Genomic DNA, 16745 nt, shown 5'->3' with positions numbered 1-16745 from the left:
CCGGCTATGATTAGAGATATTCTGCGGGACGCTGTGACCGGGAGCCCACGATGAGCGCGATGTCGGCGGGAGCCGCCCTCGACGAAATCCCCGCTGCGCAGGCCACGCTGCACGGCCGGATCAAATGGTTATGCCGGTCGATCCAGCTTGCCGCGGCGGCCTGGAGCGTGTGGGTCCCCGTGTCCTTCCTATGGCGTTGGCTTCCGATTGATCCCGACGGCCTGGTCGGCCCGCTCGGCTACGCGCTGAAGACCGACATGTCCGGCCTCTCGGCGGCGCAGGTCGAATGGTTTCTGGCTCTCACTCTGGTGGTCTGGATTCCCGACCTCGCGGTCGGCTATTGCATCTGGCGTCTGTTCGGAACCTACCTCGACGGACGGATATTCACGGCGGATGCGGCAATCTGGATGCGGCGCGTCGGGGTGAGCGGACTGGCGGCGGTTGCGGCCGACATCGTGGTGCGAAAAGTCGGGCTGTTCATATTGACCAGCCATGTTCAGCTGCCGCTCTCGACCTTGCTGGCGTTCCAGACCGTCCTGCCCGGCGATCTGCTGCGCCTTCTGTTCTCGCTGTTCGTCACGGCGCTCGCGCTGATCTTCAAGGCCGCGGCCGAACTCGCCGATGACCACGCCCAGATCGTTTGATGACATGTTTGAAAAGATTGTTTGACTCATGCCGATCATCGTCAATCTCGATGTCATGCTGGCCCGGCGCAAGATGCGCTCGAAGGAGCTCGCCGAGCGCATCGGCATCACCGAGCAGAACGTCTCGCTGCTGAAATCCGGCAAGGTGCGCGGCGTGCGCTTCGACACGCTGGAGAAGATCTGCGAGGTGCTGCGCTGCCAGCCGGGCGACATCCTCGAATACAGGCCCGACGGCGCCGAGGAGCCGCAGCGGCTCGCCGGGTGACGTCAAGCTGACAGCGACGTGGTCGAAGTGTGAGCCAAGCTCTCCGCTGTCATCCCGATCACTGCCATGGAAGGCGCCGACCAAGACCTCCGCTGTCGTCCCGGCCTCGAGCCGGGACCCATAACCCCAGGGCGATGTTTGAGGCGCGCTGGTGGACCGATCTCACCTGGCTACATCAGACGGTGGCTATGGGTCCCGGCTCGAGGCCGGGACGACACCGGTTGAGAGGTGGGCGGCCGGGTCGAGGAGTCCTCGTCCGTCATTGAGCGACGCTCGCAAAGGCGCGGGGGACGCGGCCCGCCGCACGGTGTCATCTGGTCCGTAAAAATTCGGGATGAAATCGGAATATCAATAAATATCAACTGGTTGCGACTGTCATCCAGCTGTCATCGAACCTTTATAAAAGCCACACCGAGGCCCCTTAAAGCGGCCCGGGAAGCGCAATCGGGTGCATATGGCGCTTCGCTTCCCCAGGCATGGAGACCAGCTATGAATTTTGTCAAAGCACTCGTCGCTGCCGGCTTGGTCGCCGCATCGACGTCGGCATTTGCTGCCGACATCACCGGCGCGGGCGCGACGTTCCCGTTCCCGATCTATTCGAAGTGGGCCGACGCCTACAAGAAGGAAACCGGCAACGGTCTGAACTACCAGTCGATCGGTTCCGGCGGCGGCATCAAGCAGATCCAGGCCAAGACCGTGACCTTCGGCGCCACCGACGCGCCGCTCAAGGCCGAGCAGCTCGAGAAGGATGGCCTGGTGCAGTGGCCGATGGTGATGGGCGGCATCGTGCCGGTCGTCAACCTCGAGGGCGTGAAGCCGGGCGAAATGGTGCTGGACGGCGAGACGCTCGCCAACATCTATCTCGGCAAGATCACCAAGTGGGATGACGCCGCGATCAAGAAGCTGAACCCCAGCGTCAAGCTGCCGTCCGACGCGATCGCCGTCGTCCGCCGCTCCGACGGTTCGGGCACCACCTTCAACTTCACTTATTATCTCTCCGAGGCGAGCGCCGACTGGAAGAGCAAGATCGGCTTCAACACCGCCGTCGAATGGCCGGTCGGCGTCGGCGCCAAGGGCAATGAGGGCGTGTCGGGCAACATCAGCCAGACCAAGAACTCGATCGGCTATGTCGAGTACGCCTACGCCAAGCAGAACAAGCTGACCTACACCGGCATGGTGAACAAGGCCGGCAAGACCGTGCAGCCGACCGTCGAGGCCTTCCAGGCTGCGGCCGCCAACGCCGATTGGGCCAAGGCTGCCGGCTACTACGTGATCCTCGCCAACCAGCCGGGCGACAAGTCCTGGCCGATGACGGCGGCGACCTTCATCCTGATGCACAAGGAGCCGACCGACAAGGCGGCGTCCGCCGAGGCCATCAAGTTCTTCAAGTGGTCGTTCGAGAAGGGCGGCAAGATGGCCGAGGAGCTCGACTACATCCCGATGCCCGACAGCGTCGTGAAGCTGATCGAGAAGACCTGGTCGGCCGATATCAAGAGCTGATCGTCGACGAACGACATTCCCCTCTCCCGGGTGCCGGGGGAGGGGACGCTACCGGGGTCAGGCGTGTCAAAAAAACAGGGGGCAGAATTGGCAGAGATGGCGGTTCAGACCGAAGTCAGCGATATCGCGGCTGCTGCCGGGCCCTATGACCGGGCGCGGGCGCTCAGCGCCTTCAAGCTCGGCGATGTGACGTTCTACTGGATCACCCGCCTGTCGGCCATTTCCGTGCTGCTGATCCTCGGCGGCATCATCATCTCGCTGATCATCGGCGCCTGGCCGGCGATGAAGACCTACGGCTTCGACTTCCTGCTAACCAAGCGCTGGGCGCCCTCCGCCGATCCGCCGGTCCTCGGCGCGCTCGGGCCGATCTACGGCACGCTGGTGACGTCCTTCATCGCCATGCTGATCGCCATTCCGGTCGGTCTCGGCGTCGCGATCTTCCTCACCGAGCTGTGCCCGCAATGGCTGCGCCGCCCGATCGGCATCGCCATCGAGCTGCTCGCCGGCATTCCCTCGATCATCTACGGCATGTGGGGCTTCTTCGTGCTGGGCCCGTTCCTGGCCTACACGTTCCAGCCGTTCATGATCAGCATCTGCGCCAACATCCCGGTGCTGCAGGACATCTTCGCAGGTCCCCCATCCTATCTCAGCCTGTTCAATGCCTCGCTGATCCTGGCGATCATGGTGCTGCCCTTCATCACGGCAATCTCGGTCGACGTCTTCAAGACGGTCCCGCCGGTGTTGAAAGAGGCCGCCTACGGCGTCGGCTGCACGACCTGGGAAGTCGTCCGCAGCGTCGTCATTCCCTACACAAGGGTCGGCGTCATCGGCGGCGTCATGCTAGCGCTGGGTCGCGCGCTCGGCGAGACCATGGCGGTGACCTTCATCATCGGCAACTCGTTCCGGATTTCGTCCTCGATCTTCGCGCCGGGCACGACGATCTCCGCCGCGATCGCCTCCGAATTCCAGGAGAGCGACGGTCTGCACCAGTCGAGCCTGATCCTGCTCGGCCTCCTGCTGTTCGTTCTGACCTTCTTCGTGCTCGCCGCAGCCCGCTTGATGCTGATGCGGCTCGAGACCAAGGCGGGGAAATAAGCTCATGACTGCCGTCGACGTTCAGCCCACGCCCGTCAATCCGATCTACACGCGCCGTCGTCGCACCGACATCGTGGTTCGCGTGCTCTGCTTCGCAGCCGCAGCGTTCGGCGTCACCTGGCTGGCGCTGATCCTGTTCACGCTGTTCTATAACGGCCTGGCCGGCCTCAGCCTGCAGGTCTTCACCGCCGATACCCCGCCGCCGGGCTCCAGCGACGGTGGTCTGCGCAACGCCATCGTCGGCTCGGTCATCATGACCATCATCGGCGTCGGTATCGGCGCCCCGCTCGGACTGTTCGCCGGCACCTATCTCGCCGAATATGGTCGCAACGACCGGCTGACTTCGGTGATCCGCTTCATCAACGACATCCTGCTGTCGGCGCCCTCGATCATCATCGGCCTGTTCATCTACGGCGCCGTGGTCGTGCCGATGGGCGGCTTCTCGGCCCTGGCCGGCTCGCTGGCCCTGGCGGTCATCGTGATCCCGGTCGTGCTGCGCACCACCGAGGACATGCTGCTGCTGGTCCCCAATCCCTTGCGTGAGGCGGCGTCCGCGCTCGGCCTGCCGCGTTCGCTGGTGATCCGGCGGATCGCCTACCGTGCCGCACGCTCCGGCCTCATCACCGGCGTGCTGCTGGCGACCGCCCGCGTCGCCGGCGAGACCGCGCCGCTGCTGTTCACCGCGCTGTCGAACCAGTTCTGGAGCCTGAGCCTCAACAAGACGATGGCCAACCTGCCGGTGACCATCAACAACTTCGTCCAGAGCCCCTATGCCTACTGGAAACAGCTGGCCTGGAGCGGCGCCCTGCTTATCACCTTGACCGTGCTGGCCCTGAACATCGGCGCGCGCATCCTTGGCGCCGAGAGGAGCTCGAAATGACCGACATGTCTGTATCCGTGAGCAGCCCGACGGCCGCGCTTCCTCCGAAGGCGCTGCCGGACGCGCCGGCCAAGGTGACCGCCCGCAACCTGAACTTCTATTATGGCGATCACCACGCGCTGAAGAACATCAATCTGTCGCTGGGTACCAACCGCGTCACGGCCTTCATCGGTCCGTCCGGCTGCGGCAAGTCCACGCTGCTGCGCATCTTCAACCGGATGTATGATCTCTATCCGGGCCAGCGCGCCACCGGCCAGCTGATGCTGGACAACACCAACATTCTCGACCCCAAGCTCGATCTCAATTTGCTGCGCGCCCGGGTCGGCATGGTGTTCCAGAAGCCGACGCCGTTCCCGATGACGATCTACGAGAACATCGCCTTCGGCATCCGCCTCTATGAAAAGATCTCGAAGTCCGAGATGGACGATCGCGTCGAGAAGGCGCTGCGCGGCGGCGCGCTGTGGAACGAGGTCAAGGACAAGCTCAACGCCTCCGGCCTGTCGCTGTCCGGCGGCCAGCAGCAGCGCCTGTGCATCGCCCGCACCGTGGCGGTCCGTCCCGAGGTCATCCTGTTCGACGAGCCGTGCTCGGCGCTTGACCCGATCTCGACCGCCAAGGTCGAGGAGCTGATCCAGGAGCTTGCCGAGAGCTATACGATCGCGATCGTCACCCATAACATGCAGCAGGCGGCGCGCGTCTCCGACAAGACCGCCTTCATGTATCTCGGCGAGCTGATCGAGTTCGACGATACCAGCAAGATCTTCACCTCGCCGAGCGATCGGCGGACCCAGGATTACATCACCGGCCGGTTCGGCTGACGCCGACAGCAAATGCCTTCAGGAGATCATCATGGCCAGTGAACATACCGCCAAGGCGTTCGACAGCGATCTGCAGGACCTCACCCGCCTGGTGTCGGAGATGGGCGGCCTCGCCGAGCGGCTGATCGTCGAGTCCGTCGATGCGCTGGTGCGGCGCGACGTGGCGCTCGGCCAGAAGGTGGTCGCCGGCGACGCCGAGGTCGACAAGCTGCAGCGCATCATCGAGGAGCGCGCGGTGCTGACGATCGCGCGTCGCCAGCCGATGGCCGTCGACCTGCGCGAGATCGTCGGCGCGATGCGCGTCGCGACCGATCTGGAGCGCATCGGCGACCTCGCCAAGAACATCGGCAAGCGCGTCGCCGCGCTGGAGAGCGACTTCCATCCGTTGAAGCTGATCCGCGGGCTGGAGCACATGACCGACCTGGTGCAGTCGCAGGTCAAGACCGTGCTGGACGCCTATGCCGCGCACGACCTGCCGGCGGCGATGACGGTGTGGAAGGGCGACGAGGAGGTCGACGCGATCTGCACGTCGCTGTTCCGCGAGCTCCTGACCTATATGATGGAGGATCCGCGCAACATCTCGTTCTGCATCCATCTGATGTTCTGCGCCAAGAACATCGAGCGGATCGGCGACCACGCCACCAACATCGCCGAGACGGTGTTCTATATGATCGAGGGCCAGCAGATCATGGACAAGCGCCCGAAGGGCGACATGACGAGCTTCGCGACCACGATCCCCGGCAACTGAGAAAGACGATTCAGACATGGGCGCGCGAATTCTGGTGGTTGAGGACGAGGAGGCGCTGACGACGCTGCTGCGCTACAACCTCGAAGCCGAAGGCTACGAGGTCGAGACCGTGGCGCGCGGCGACGAGGCCGATACGCGGCTCAAGGAGCGCGTGCCGGATCTCGTCGTGCTCGACTGGATGCTGCCGGGGCTGTCCGGCATCGAACTGTGCCGCCGCCTGCGGGCACGGACCGAGACCCGGCAGCTGCCGATCATCATGCTGACGGCGCGCGGCGAGGAGAGTGAGCGCGTCCGAGGTCTCGCGACGGGTGCGGACGACTACATCGTCAAGCCGTTCTCGGTGCCGGAGCTGCTGGCCCGCGTGAAGGGCCTGCTGCGGCGGGCGAGCCCGGAACGGCTGGCAACCGTGTTGTCCTATGGCGATATCGAGCTCGACCGCGAGAAGCGTCGCGTCGCACGATCGGGGCGGCCGATCGATCTCGGCCCGACCGAATACCGCCTGCTCGAATTCTTCCTGGAGCATCCCGGCCGCGTCTTCAGCCGTGAGCAGCTGCTCGACAGCGTCTGGGGCCGCGACATCTATATCGATGAGCGCACGGTGGACGTGCACATCGGCCGTCTCCGCAAGCTGCTCAATCCCGGTCGCGAGCAGGATCCGATCCGCACCGTGCGCGGCGCCGGCTACGCGCTGGACGATCGCTTCGCCAAATCTGAGCAGGCGTAACGGGCGAGCAGGCGTGAGGAACGATCAGGCTTGAGAGTGAAGCGAGGGTGATGCACGAGCGGGCCGGATTAAGGACGTTGCGGTCCGCTTTCCGCCACGCCGCCGCCGTCTTGATCGTGCCTGCTGAGCGGCCGATGTTTCGGTTTCAGCGGACGCCCTTGATCAAGACCATCCTCATCAGTCTCGCCGTGCTGCTCGGCAGTTTCGGGGGCGCCTCGGCCGCCGAGCTCGAGGACGCCGTCGCCGCAGCAGGGAATGGACAGGCGGCCGTGGCGTTGCGCCGGCTGCAGCCGCTCGCCGCCAAGGGTGATGCGCGGGCGCAATTCGATCTCGGCTTCATGCAAGCCTTCGGCGTGGGCGTCGCGCGCAACCAGGCGGAGGCGCTGGTCTGGTACCGCAAGGCTGCGGATCAGGGACTCGCTGTCGCCCAGCACTATCTGGGGATCGCCTATTTCAACGGTGAAGGCGCCGCCCGCGATCACGGCGAAGCCGCGCGCTGGTTCAACCGTGCCGCCGCACAGGGCTTTGCCCAGTCGCAATACATGCTCGGCCTGATGATGCTCGATGGCCAGGTCATGACCCGCGACGTCATCCAGGGGTATGCTTGGCTGGTGATGGCCGGACGCAACGGCGTCAGGTCGGCCGGCCGCGAGATTCAGCGAGTAAGGCTCACCGAGGCGCAGCGGCGACAGGCGGAGGAGACGATCGCAGCGTGGCGGGCGAGGCCTGAGTCGGCCGATGCCGGCATTGCCAATCCGCGCGCCGAGCAGCTGCTCGGGCTCGACCGGGACTTCGGCGATGTCGTCGATCCCACCTCCTGGCCGGCGTCGTCGATCGGTGTCGTGACGCAGGCGCAATTCAGCTCGGGAGGCTCGTGCACCGGCACGCTGGTGGCGCCGCGCGTGGTGCTGACGGCGGCGCATTGTGTCTTCAACGGCCTGGCTCAGGTGAGCCCGGGTAATGTCCATTTTCTGGCAGGCCTGAACAAGGGCACCCCTGCCGCCTCGTCGGTGGCCGACAAGCTGATCGTCGCGCCGGACTTCATCCCGACCCAGCACGACCAATGGTCGATCGACCGCTCGCCGGCCGATTGGGCGTTGATCATTCTGAAGGACGCGCTGCCGTCGAAGCCGGTGGCGGTGAGGCCCGTGAGCCGCGATGACCTCGCGGCTGCGACCAGGGCGGGCGCCATCTCGGAGATCGGCTATGGCCAGGAGAGGCGCTATTCGCCGACCGGCCAGCGCAATTGCAGCGCCGGCATGACCAAGGACGGTCGTCTTCTGACCGTGCATTGCCTCGCCAATTTCGGCTATTCGGGCTCGCCGATCCTGGCCGAGCTCAATGGCGAGCCGGTCGTGGTCGGCATCTTCTCGGCGTTCCACGAGGAGACCCGCCTGATGTTTGCCGCGCCCGCGAGCCAGTTCGATGCGACCGTGCGCCGCGAGATCGCCGCGCAGAGCGCCTCGGCGCGGTAAGGGGGAGGGGGCAGGAAGGAAGAGAGTTGGTCGTCGTCTGGTCAATGTTTGAGCTTGACCGGATAGCGCCTTGCCAAGGGCAGGAGGTCGATCCCGGTCCAAGGGGCCGCGACGATTGATTTATATGGGATTTGGGCGCTGGCGCGCGAGCCTTGCCTTTTGGCGCGGGTCTTGCTCTCCTGTCCGAGTATGACGATTTTGCCAATTGATCATCCTCGCCCTGCCGCCGCGTTCGCGGCCCGGCTCCGCACTGAGCGCGCGCGCAGCGCAGCGCTCGTGGCCGGCCTCGTGCTCGCCAACGCGCTCGCCTGGGCCTGGGCGTTCGCGCTCTATGCCGACCGGCCCTCCATCGTCGGCACCGCGCTGCTGGCCTGGCTGCTCGGGCTCCGCCACGCCGTCGATGCGGACCATATCGCCGCGATCGACAACGTGGTCCGCAAGCTGGTGCAGGATGGAGACCGGCCGCGCGCCGCGGGACTCTACTTCGCGCTCGGCCATTCCAGCGTCGTCGTGATCGCCACCATCGTCGTGAGCCTCGTGGCCGGCGCCGACCTGTTGAGTGAAGACAGCACGATCCGCGCGATCGGCGGGACCATCGGCACCTCGGTCTCCGCCGGCTTCCTGCTGCTGATCGCCGTCGCCAACTTGTTCCTGTTCGTGAACCTCTGGCGCCGCCCGTCTCATTTGCACGGCAGCGATGCGGCCGGCGAGACGGGGCGCGGTTTGCTCATCAGGCTGTTGCGACCGGTGCTCCGCGTCGTCTCGCGCGCCTGGCACATGTACCCGCTCGGCTTCCTGTTCGGCCTGGGCTTCGATACCGCGAGCGAAATCGGGCTGCTCAGCCTGTCGGCCACCGAGGCGGCGCGCGGAGCGAGTCTCGCGCATGTGCTGGTCTTCCCCGCGCTGTTCGCCGCGGCGATGGCGACGGTCGATACGGCCGACAGCATGCTGATGGTCGGCGCCTACCGCTGGGCGCTGACCGATCCCGCGCGCAAGCGGCGCTACAATCTCGTCATCACCGGCGCGTCGGTCGCGATCGCGCTGGTGATCGGCGGCGTCGAGGTGGTTGCGCTGCTGGCGCCGCGGCTTGGCCTCACCGGAGGCTGGGCCGATGTCGTGGCTGCCCTCGGGGACGCCCTCGGCAATCTCGGCATCGTGGCCATCGGGCTGTTCGGCCTGATCTGGTTGGGCGCCGTGCTGCTCGGCCGCCGCTCCAGTCGTTCCGCGGACACCTCGGGCGGGGAGCTTGCCAGCGTTCACGCCGCGGCGCTAAACCCAACGGCGAAATAGGACGGAACGCACGGGGACGGATCGACCCAGGATGGCCGGCGGTGAGGACATGACCAGGATGCTGTGGCTGCAGGGCGCGAGCTGCGGCGGCTGCACCATGTCGATCCTGGAAAGCGGTGCCTCCGGCTGGTTCGACGAGCTGCGCCAGTCCGGCATCGACCTGATCTGGCATCCCTCCGTCAGCGAGGAGACCGGCGAGGAAGTCGTCGAGCTTCTGGATGCCATCCGCGACGGCCGCGAGCGGCTCGATCTCCTGGTGCTCGAAGGCTCGGTGGCGCGCGGACCGCATCTGAGCGGCCGCTTCAACATGCTCGCCGGCACCAACCGCTCGATCTATCACTGGCTGCTCGATCTCGCCCCGCTCGCCGACTACGTCGTCGCCGTCGGCAGCTGCGCGGCGTATGGCGGCATCCCTGCGGCCGGCATCAATCCGACTGACGCTGTCGGGTTGCAGTTCGAGGGCAGCGATGGCGGCGGCGCGCTTGGGGCGGGCTTCCGCTCGAAGCGCGGACTGCCGGTGATCAATGTCGCGGGGTGCGCGCCGCATCCCGGCTGGGTCATGGAAAGCCTGTTGGCGCTCACATCAGGCGACCTGACGACCGAGGGGCTCGACGCCGTGGGGCGCCCGACCTTCATCGCCAACCACCTCGCCCATCACGGCTGTTCTCGCAACGAGTTCTACGAGTTCAAGGCCAGCGCGGAAACCATGTCGGAGCGCGGCTGTCTGATGGAGCATCTCGGCTGCCGCGCGACGCAAGCCGTCGGCGACTGCAATCAGCGTTCGTGGAACGGCGGCGGCTCCTGCACCAAGGGCGGCTATGCTTGCATCGCCTGCACCTCGCCGGGCTTCGAGAATGCGCAGAACTATCTGCAGACGGCGAAGCTTGCCGGCATTCCCGTGGGACTTCCGACCGACATGCCCAAGGCCTGGTTCGTCGCGCTGGCCGCGCTGTCGAAATCGGCAACACCGCGCCGCGTGCGCGTCAACGCGACCTCCGATCACGTCGTGGTGCCGCCGAGCCGGTCGGGCGACAAGCGCAGCTCATGACACGGATCACGGTCGGCCCGTTCAACCGCGTCGAGGGCGACCTCGAGGTCCGGCTCGATATCGAGAGCGGCCGCGTTGCGCGCGCCGAAGTCACGGCGCCGCTCTATCGCGGCTTCGAGCAGATCCTCGAAGGCCGTCCGCCGCTCGACGCGCTCGTGATCGCCCCGCGCATCTGCGGCATCTGCTCGGTGTCGCAGTCGATCGCCGCCGCAGCCGCGCTGCGTCAGGCGATGGGCGTGACGCCCGCGGCCAACGGCGTCCTCGCGAGCAACATCGCGCACGCCGCTGAGAATGCCGCCGACCATCTCACCCACTTCTACATCTTCTTCATGCCCGACTTCGCCCGCGACGCCTACGCGTCTCACGCGTGGCATGGCGCTGCGGCCGAGCGGTTCACCGCGACCAAGGGATCAGCGGCGCGCGAGGCATTGCCGGCGCGGGCGCGGCTGTTGGAGATCATGGGCGTGATCGCCGGGAAATGGCCGCACAGCCTCGCGTTCCAGCCGGGCGGCACGACGCGGGCGATCGAGCTCGGCGAGCGCGTCCGGCTGAACGCGATCGCGGCTTCGTTGCGCGGCTTTCTCGAGCGCGTGGTGTTTGCCGACAAGCTCGAGAACGTGCTCGCCTTGTCGACTCCGGAGGAGCTCGACATGTGGCGGGAAGGGCGGGGTGGCGACTTCGCACACTTCCTGCGCTTGGCGGATGCGCTCGCGCTGGCGCGTCTCGGGCCGGGACCGGGCCTGTTGATGAGCTTTGGCGCGTACCACGACATCCACGGCGCGCGCTTCCGCGCCGGGCTGCGCACGAGGGATGGGACGATCCAGGCCCTGCCATCGGATCGGATCACCGAGGACGTGTCGCACGCCTGGATGCGCGACACCTCGCTCGACCCGGCCGAGAGCCGCACCGAGCCCGACGCCGACAAGCCTGATGCCTATAGCTGGTGCAAGGCGCCGCGGCTTGCGGGAGAGCCGGTCGAGGTCGGCGCACTGGCGCGGCAGGCCGTTGATGACCAGACGCTGATTACGGCATTGCTGTCCGAGAGCGGCAGCAATGTCCGCAACCGCGTGATCGCCCGCCTCATCGAAACGGCCCAGCTCGCGCTATCGATCGAAAACTGGATCAAGGCGCTGCGTCTCAACGAGCCGTTCTGCGAAGCCAGTGGCGATGCGATGGACGGCAACTATGTCGGCTTCGTCGAGGCCGCGCGCGGCAGTCTCGGCCACTGGCTTGCGGTGCGCTCCGGCCGCATCGCGCGCTATCAGATCATCGCGCCGACCAGCTGGAACTTCTCGCCACGCGACACCGAGGGTGTCCCGGGTCCGCTGGAGCAGGCGCTGGTCGGAACGGATGTCGGCGACGCCGGCGCGCGCGCCGTCGGCATCCAACATGTCGTGCGATCGTTCGATCCCTGCATGGTCTGCACCGCGCATTGAGCGGGCTCCAAGGGAGCGGAAACTAGCTTGTCGGGTGCAAAGCGCGTGATTTCCGTTTGTCGCCGGATAATCCGCTCTGACGTGGTATTCGAGCTCGCACCCCAACTCCAAGCATCTGGAATCATTATGATTCAAATTCAGCAATGATGCTGGCCCGCATCTTGCTGTCCCTCTCGCCAGATCGCGATCGGATGATCGCCAACGCGATAGCAGGGGGAGGACTTGATGGGCGCGACGACAGAAACTTTTTACAGCGTGATCCGGCGCCAGGGCATCACGCGGCGCAGCTTCCATAAGTTCTGCAGCCTGACCGCGACGAGCCTCGGGCTTGGCCCGCTCGCCGCGACGCGCATTGCCAATGCACTGGAGACAAAGCCGCGTACGCCGGTGATCTGGATGCACGGGCTGGAATGCACCTGCTGCTCGGAGAGCTTCATCCGCTCGGCGCATCCGCTCGTGAAGGACGTCGTACTGTCGATGATCTCGCTCGATTACGACGACACGATCATGGCGGCGGCCGGCCAGCAGGCCGAGGAGATCCTCGAAGAGACCCGCGCCAAGTACAAGGGTCAATACATCCTCGCCGTCGAGGGCAACCCGCCGCTCAACGAAGGCGGCATGTTCTGCATCGACGGCGGCAAGCCGTTCGTCGAGAAGCTGAAGGTGATGGCCGAGGACGCGATGGCGATCATCGCCTGGGGCGCGTGCGCGTCCTGGGGCTGCGTGCAGGCGGCCAAGCCCAATCCGACGCAGGCGACCCCGATCGACAAGGTGATCACCAACAAGCCGATCATCAAGGTGCCGGGCTGCCCGCCGATCGCGGAAGTGATGACCGGTGTCGTCACCTTCATCACCACCTTCGGCAAGCTGCCCGAACTCGATCGCCAGGGCCGGCCGAAGATGTTCTACTCGCAGCGCATCCACGACAAATGCTATCGCCGACCGCATTTCGATGCCGGCCAGTTCGTCGAGGAATGGGACGACGAGGCCGCGCGCAAGGGCTATTGCCTCTACAAGATGGGCTGCAAGGGCCCGACCACCTACAACGCCTGTTCGACCGTGCGCTGGAATGGCGGCGTGTCGTTCCCGATCCAGTCCGGCCACGGCTGCATCGGCTGCTCCGAGGACGGATTCTGGGACAAGGGCTCGTTCTACGACCGGCTCACCACGATCAAACAGTTCGGCATCGAGCGCAACGCCGACGAGGTCGGCATGGTCGCGGCCGGCACGGTCGGCGCGGCGGTCGCGGCGCATGCGGCGGTCACGGCCGTGAAGCGGCTTGCGACCAACCGCGACGACACCAGGCAAGATCATTAATTCAGTTCAGGGCAGGCAACGATGGGCATCCAGACTCCCAACGGCTTCAATCTCGACAATTCCGGCAAGCGCGTCGTCGTCGATCCGCTCACGCGCATCGAGGGACATCTGCGCGTCGAGGTGAACGTCGACTCCAACAACGTCATCCGCAACGCCGTCTCGACCGGCACGATGTGGCGCGGCATCGAGACTATCCTGCGCAACCGCGATCCGCGCGACGCCTGGGCCTTCACCGAGCGGATCTGCGGCGTCTGCACCGGCACGCATGCGCTGACCTCGGTTCGCGCGGTCGAGAACGCGCTGGGGATCATGATCCCCGACAATGCCAACTCGATCCGCAACATCATGCAGCTCTGCCTGCAGGTGCACGATCATCTCGTGCACTTCTATCATTTGCATGCGCTCGACTGGGTCGACGTCGTCTCGGCTCTGAAGGCCGATCCGAAGGCGACCTCGGCGCTGGCGCAGTCGATCTCGGACTGGCCACTGTCGTCGCCGGGCTATTTCAAGGACCTGCAGATCCGGCTGACCAAGTTCGTCGAGTCAGGCCAACTCGGCCCGTTCAAGAACGCCTATTGGGGCCATGCCGCCTACAAGCTGCCGCCGGAGGCGAACCTCATGGCGGTCGCGCATTATCTGGAAGCGCTCGATTTCCAGAAGGAGATCGTCAAGATCCACACCATCTATGGCGGCAAGAACCCGCATCCGAACTGGCTGGTCGGCGGCGTGCCCTGTGCGGTCAATGTCGACGGCACGGGCGCGGTCGGCGCCATCAACATGGAGCGGCTCAACCTCGTCTCCTCGATCATCGACCGCTCGATCGAGTTCGTGCAGAAGGTCTATCTGCCCGACGTCGTCGCCATCGGCTCGTTCTACAAGGACTGGCTCTATGGCGGCGGCCTCTCCGGCAAGAGCGTGATGTCCTATGGCGACATCCCGGAGAACGCCAACGACTATTCGGCCAAGAACCTCAAGCTGCCGCGCGGCGTGATCCTCAACGGCAATCTCAACGAGGTGCTGCCGATCGATCATGGCGATCCCGAGCAGATCCAGGAGTTCGTGACGCATTCCTGGTACAAATACCCCGATGAGAGCAAGGGTCTGCACCCCTGGGACGGCGTGACCGAGCCGAACTACCAGCTCGGCCCGAATGCCAAGGGCACCAAGACCGACATCAAGGAGCTCGACGAGGGCGGCAAATACTCCTGGATCAAGGCGCCGCGCTGGCGCGGCAATGCGGTCGAGGTCGGGCCGCTGGCGCGCTACATCATCGGCTACGCGCAGAACAAGCCGGAGTTCAAGGAGCCGACGGACAAGCTCCTGAAGACGCTGAATCTGCCGGTGACGGCATTGTTCTCGACGCTCGGCCGCACCGCGGCCCGCGCGCTCGAATGCGACTGGGCGGCGACGCAGATGCGCTACTTCCAGGACAAGCTGGTGGCGCGCATCAAGTCTGGCGATTCCTCCACAGCCAATGTCGAGAAGTGGAAGCCGGAGAGCTGGCCGAAGGAGGCCAAGGGCTACGGCTTCACCGAGGCGCCGCGCGGTGCGCTCGCGCACTGGATCAAGATCAAGGACACCAAGATCGACAACTACCAGTGCGTGGTGCCGACCACCTGGAACGGCTCGCCCAGGGATCCCAAGGGCAACATCGGCGCCTTCGAGGCGTCGCTGATGGATACGCCGATGGCGGATCCGGAGAAGCCGCTGGAGATCCTGCGGACGATCCATTCGTTCGATCCGTGCCTGGCGTGCTCGACGCACGTCATGAGCCCGGACGGCCAGGAAATGGCGACGGTCAAGGTCAGGTAGGGCGGAGAAGCACCATGATGGATGCCGTTGCACGTCCGCCGGAGACCGAGTCCAACCTCGCCGCCATCGCGGCCGACGCCGCCGGTGAGCGCGCGATCGGCCGGCCCACGGTCTATGTCTACGAAGCCCCGGTGCGCATCTGCCACTGGGTCAACGCGTTCGCAATCCTCGTGCTGATGGTCACCGGCTATCTGATCGGGACGCCGCTGCCGACCGTGGAGGGCGAGGCCTCGGGCAGCTTCGCGATGGGCTATATCCGGTTCACGCATTTCGCGGCCGGGCAGGTGCTGGCGGTGTTCTTCCTCGCCCGCATCCTCTGGGCCTTCGTCGGTAACCATCACTCGCGGCAGATCTTCTACATCCCCGTGCATCGCAAGCAGTTCTGGAAGGAAGTGCTGCACGAGATCCGCTGGTATGCGTTCCTGGAGCGTGAGCCGAAGATGTATGTCGGACACAACCCGCTGGCGCAGACGGCGATGTTCACCGGCTTCACGGTGTTCGTCGCCTTCATGATCGTCACCGGCTTCGCGCTGTATTCTGAAGGCGAGGGTATCGACAGCTGGCAGTACAAATTGTTCGGCTGGGTGTTCTCGATCTGGCCGAACAGCCAGGACGTCCACACCTATCATCATCTCGGCATGTGGGCGCTGGTGATGTTCGTGACGGTGCACGTCTATGCCGCGATCCGCGAGGACATCATGTCCCGTCAGAGCATCATCTCGTCGATGATCTCAGGCGAGCGGCAGTTCCGCGAGTAGGAGCCGCGTGATGGCTGAAGCGAAGCTCGACCGCATTCTGGTGCTCGGCATCGGCAACATCCTGTGGGCCGATGAGGGGTTTGGCGTGCGCGTGGTGGAGGAATTCCACCGCCGCTACGCCGTGCCGGACAACGTCACGATCCTCGATGGCGGCACGCAGGGGCTCTATCTCGTGAACTACGTCGAGGAGGCCGACGGGCTGATCGTGTTCGACGCCATCGACTATGGCCTCGCGCCCGGCGAGCTCAAGCTCGTCCGGGACGAGGAGGTGCCGCGTTTCACCGGCGCCAAAAAGATGAGCCTGCACCAGACCGGCTTCCAGGAGGTGCTGAGCGCAGCCGATCTCCTCGGCCGCTATCCGCAGCGGCTTGCGCTGATCGGCTGCCAGCCGCTGGATCTCGAGGATTGGGGCGGGCCGCTGACGGGACCGGTCCGCGCCCAGATCGAACCTGCGATCCAACTGGCCTGTGCCGTGCTCGCCGAGTGGGGCGTCTCGGCCGTGTTGCGGAGCGAGCCGCTCGCCGGCGATGCGCGCCTGCTCGCCAACGACATCGATCATCACAGCTACGAGATGGGCGCGGACCCGGCCGGATAGCCGGCGTGTCGCGAGGGAGTTTGCCATGTGCCTGGGCCTGCCGATGACGATCGTCGAGACCGATGGCGTCTCGGCGCTGTGCAGATTTGACGGCGAGGAGCGCCGCGTCTCCGTGCTGCTGCTGTCGAACCCGCCGGTCGGCGCGAAGGTCCTGGTCTATCTCGACAATGCGGTGCGCCTGCTCGATGACGAAGAGGCGCGGCTGATCGGTGACGCGCTGCGCGGGCTGCAGGCCGCAATGAGCGGTGAGAATTGCGACGACTTCTTCGCCGACCTGATCGGCCGCGAGCCGGAGCTGCCGGAGCATCTGCGCTGAAGGGCGCACGAGCCTCTGTCCGGT

The 16745-nt window shown here is 65.5% G+C and carries 17 protein-coding genes; all 17 read left to right on the top strand.

The window, feature by feature from the left end; genetic code table 11:
* The first annotated feature begins 50 nt into the window (after nt 1-50).
* The 17 genes from NLR35_RS13110 to NLR35_RS13030 all read left to right on the top strand — a co-directional run bounded on the left by NLR35_RS13110 (nt 51) and on the right by NLR35_RS13030 (nt 16721).
* The gene (locus tag NLR35_RS13110) at nt 51-644 is read left to right on the top strand and encodes a DUF2975 domain-containing protein (protein ID WP_257166950.1); all 594 of its coding nucleotides are present in this window, start codon (nt 51-53) and stop codon (nt 642-644) included.
* A 28-nt stretch (nt 645-672) separates the two neighbouring features.
* Nucleotides 673-909 (top strand): helix-turn-helix transcriptional regulator, encoded by a 237-nt coding sequence (locus NLR35_RS13105; protein ID WP_257166949.1) that lies wholly within the window; start codon nt 673-675, stop codon nt 907-909.
* Nucleotides 910-1398: 489 nt separating this feature from the next.
* Nucleotides 1399-2409 (top strand): phosphate ABC transporter substrate-binding protein PstS, encoded by a 1011-nt coding sequence (gene pstS / locus NLR35_RS13100; RefSeq protein ID WP_257166948.1) that lies wholly within the window; start codon nt 1399-1401, stop codon nt 2407-2409.
* Between the two features lie 96 nt (nt 2410-2505).
* Nucleotides 2506-3504 carry a phosphate ABC transporter permease subunit PstC gene (gene pstC / locus NLR35_RS13095; RefSeq protein WP_257166947.1) on the top strand — a complete coding sequence of 333 codons (999 nt, stop codon included), beginning with the start codon at nt 2506-2508 and terminating at the stop codon, nt 3502-3504.
* Between the two features lie 4 nt (nt 3505-3508).
* On the top strand, nt 3509-4384 hold the full coding sequence (gene pstA / locus NLR35_RS13090; RefSeq protein WP_257166946.1) for a phosphate ABC transporter permease PstA: 876 nt from the start codon (nt 3509-3511) through the stop codon (nt 4382-4384).
* The gene (gene pstB, locus NLR35_RS13085) at nt 4381-5202 is read left to right on the top strand and encodes a phosphate ABC transporter ATP-binding protein PstB (RefSeq protein WP_257166945.1); all 822 of its coding nucleotides are present in this window, start codon (nt 4381-4383) and stop codon (nt 5200-5202) included. Before pstA ends, pstB begins: the two co-directional genes overlap by 4 nt.
* A 31-nt stretch (nt 5203-5233) precedes the next feature.
* Nucleotides 5234-5950: a phosphate signaling complex protein PhoU gene (gene phoU / locus NLR35_RS13080; RefSeq protein ID WP_257166944.1), complete on the top strand. Its 717-nt coding sequence runs from the start codon at nt 5234-5236 to the stop codon at nt 5948-5950.
* 16 nt (nt 5951-5966) lie between these two features.
* Nucleotides 5967-6674 carry a phosphate regulon transcriptional regulator PhoB gene (phoB, locus tag NLR35_RS13075; protein WP_257166943.1) on the top strand — a complete coding sequence of 236 codons (708 nt, stop codon included), beginning with the start codon at nt 5967-5969 and terminating at the stop codon, nt 6672-6674.
* Between the two features lie 158 nt (nt 6675-6832).
* A complete protein-coding gene (locus NLR35_RS13070) occupies nt 6833-8149 on the top strand; it encodes a trypsin-like serine protease (RefSeq protein WP_306577485.1) in 1317 nt (438 codons plus the stop codon).
* A 189-nt stretch (nt 8150-8338) separates the two neighbouring features.
* Nucleotides 8339-9439, top strand: coding sequence for a HoxN/HupN/NixA family nickel/cobalt transporter (locus NLR35_RS13065; RefSeq protein WP_257166941.1), 1101 nt, complete (start codon nt 8339-8341; stop codon nt 9437-9439).
* Between the two features lie 31 nt (nt 9440-9470).
* Nucleotides 9471-10487 carry a HupU protein gene (locus NLR35_RS13060; protein WP_257166940.1) on the top strand — a complete coding sequence of 339 codons (1017 nt, stop codon included), beginning with the start codon at nt 9471-9473 and terminating at the stop codon, nt 10485-10487.
* Nucleotides 10484-11923: a nickel-dependent hydrogenase large subunit gene (locus tag NLR35_RS13055; RefSeq protein ID WP_257166939.1), complete on the top strand. Its 1440-nt coding sequence runs from the start codon at nt 10484-10486 to the stop codon at nt 11921-11923. The genes NLR35_RS13060 and NLR35_RS13055 overlap by 4 nt, the downstream gene beginning before the upstream one ends.
* Nucleotides 11924-12148: 225 nt before the next feature.
* Complete coding sequence (locus tag NLR35_RS13050; RefSeq protein WP_257166938.1) at nt 12149-13240, top strand: hydrogenase small subunit; 1092 nt, start codon at nt 12149-12151, stop codon at nt 13238-13240.
* A gap of 21 nt (nt 13241-13261) precedes the next feature.
* A complete protein-coding gene (locus NLR35_RS13045; protein ID WP_257166937.1) occupies nt 13262-15052 on the top strand; it encodes a nickel-dependent hydrogenase large subunit in 1791 nt (596 codons plus the stop codon).
* Nucleotides 15053-15066: 14 nt separating this feature from the next.
* Nucleotides 15067-15810 (top strand): Ni/Fe-hydrogenase, b-type cytochrome subunit, encoded by a 744-nt coding sequence (gene cybH, locus NLR35_RS13040; protein ID WP_257166936.1) that lies wholly within the window; start codon nt 15067-15069, stop codon nt 15808-15810.
* Nucleotides 15811-15820: 10 nt separating this feature from the next.
* Nucleotides 15821-16405, top strand: coding sequence for a HyaD/HybD family hydrogenase maturation endopeptidase (locus NLR35_RS13035; RefSeq protein ID WP_257166935.1), 585 nt, complete (start codon nt 15821-15823; stop codon nt 16403-16405).
* 25 nt (nt 16406-16430) lie between these two features.
* Complete coding sequence (locus tag NLR35_RS13030) at nt 16431-16721, top strand: HypC/HybG/HupF family hydrogenase formation chaperone (protein ID WP_257166934.1); 291 nt, start codon at nt 16431-16433, stop codon at nt 16719-16721.
* Nucleotides 16722-16745: the final 24 nt, after the last annotated feature.

It is taken from the genome of Bradyrhizobium sp. SRS-191 (genome assembly GCF_024586915.1).
GTDB lineage: Bacteria > Pseudomonadota > Alphaproteobacteria > Rhizobiales > Xanthobacteraceae > Bradyrhizobium.
The sequence above is the reverse complement of the archived record's forward strand: the minus strand, read 5'-3'. Positions and strand labels throughout refer to the sequence as shown.

What these genes read in the sequence shown, in the direction of transcription:
- NLR35_RS13055 (WP_257166939.1), top strand. Translation starts at nt 10,484, where the DNA reads ATGACACGGATCACGGTCGGCCCGTTCAACCGCGTCGAGGGCGACCTC.
- NLR35_RS13050 (WP_257166938.1), top strand. Translation starts at nt 12,149, where the DNA reads ATGGGCGCGACGACAGAAACTTTTTACAGCGTGATCCGGCGCCAGGGC.
- phoB (WP_257166943.1), top strand. Translation starts at nt 5,967, where the DNA reads ATGGGCGCGCGAATTCTGGTGGTTGAGGACGAGGAGGCGCTGACGACG.
- NLR35_RS13110 (WP_257166950.1), top strand. Translation starts at nt 51, where the DNA reads ATGAGCGCGATGTCGGCGGGAGCCGCCCTCGACGAAATCCCCGCTGCG.
- phoU (WP_257166944.1), top strand. Translation starts at nt 5,234, where the DNA reads ATGGCCAGTGAACATACCGCCAAGGCGTTCGACAGCGATCTGCAGGAC.
- NLR35_RS13045 (WP_257166937.1), top strand. Translation starts at nt 13,262, where the DNA reads ATGGGCATCCAGACTCCCAACGGCTTCAATCTCGACAATTCCGGCAAG.
- pstC (WP_257166947.1), top strand. Translation starts at nt 2,506, where the DNA reads ATGGCGGTTCAGACCGAAGTCAGCGATATCGCGGCTGCTGCCGGGCCC.
- pstS (WP_257166948.1), top strand. Translation starts at nt 1,399, where the DNA reads ATGAATTTTGTCAAAGCACTCGTCGCTGCCGGCTTGGTCGCCGCATCG.
- pstB (WP_257166945.1), top strand. Translation starts at nt 4,381, where the DNA reads ATGACCGACATGTCTGTATCCGTGAGCAGCCCGACGGCCGCGCTTCCT.
- NLR35_RS13105 (WP_257166949.1), top strand. Translation starts at nt 673, where the DNA reads ATGCCGATCATCGTCAATCTCGATGTCATGCTGGCCCGGCGCAAGATG.
- cybH (WP_257166936.1), top strand. Translation starts at nt 15,067, where the DNA reads ATGATGGATGCCGTTGCACGTCCGCCGGAGACCGAGTCCAACCTCGCC.
- NLR35_RS13060 (WP_257166940.1), top strand. Translation starts at nt 9,471, where the DNA reads ATGGCCGGCGGTGAGGACATGACCAGGATGCTGTGGCTGCAGGGCGCG.
- NLR35_RS13035 (WP_257166935.1), top strand. Translation starts at nt 15,821, where the DNA reads ATGGCTGAAGCGAAGCTCGACCGCATTCTGGTGCTCGGCATCGGCAAC.
- NLR35_RS13030 (WP_257166934.1), top strand. Translation starts at nt 16,431, where the DNA reads ATGTGCCTGGGCCTGCCGATGACGATCGTCGAGACCGATGGCGTCTCG.
- pstA (WP_257166946.1), top strand. Translation starts at nt 3,509, where the DNA reads ATGACTGCCGTCGACGTTCAGCCCACGCCCGTCAATCCGATCTACACG.
- NLR35_RS13065 (WP_257166941.1), top strand. Translation starts at nt 8,339, where the DNA reads ATGACGATTTTGCCAATTGATCATCCTCGCCCTGCCGCCGCGTTCGCG.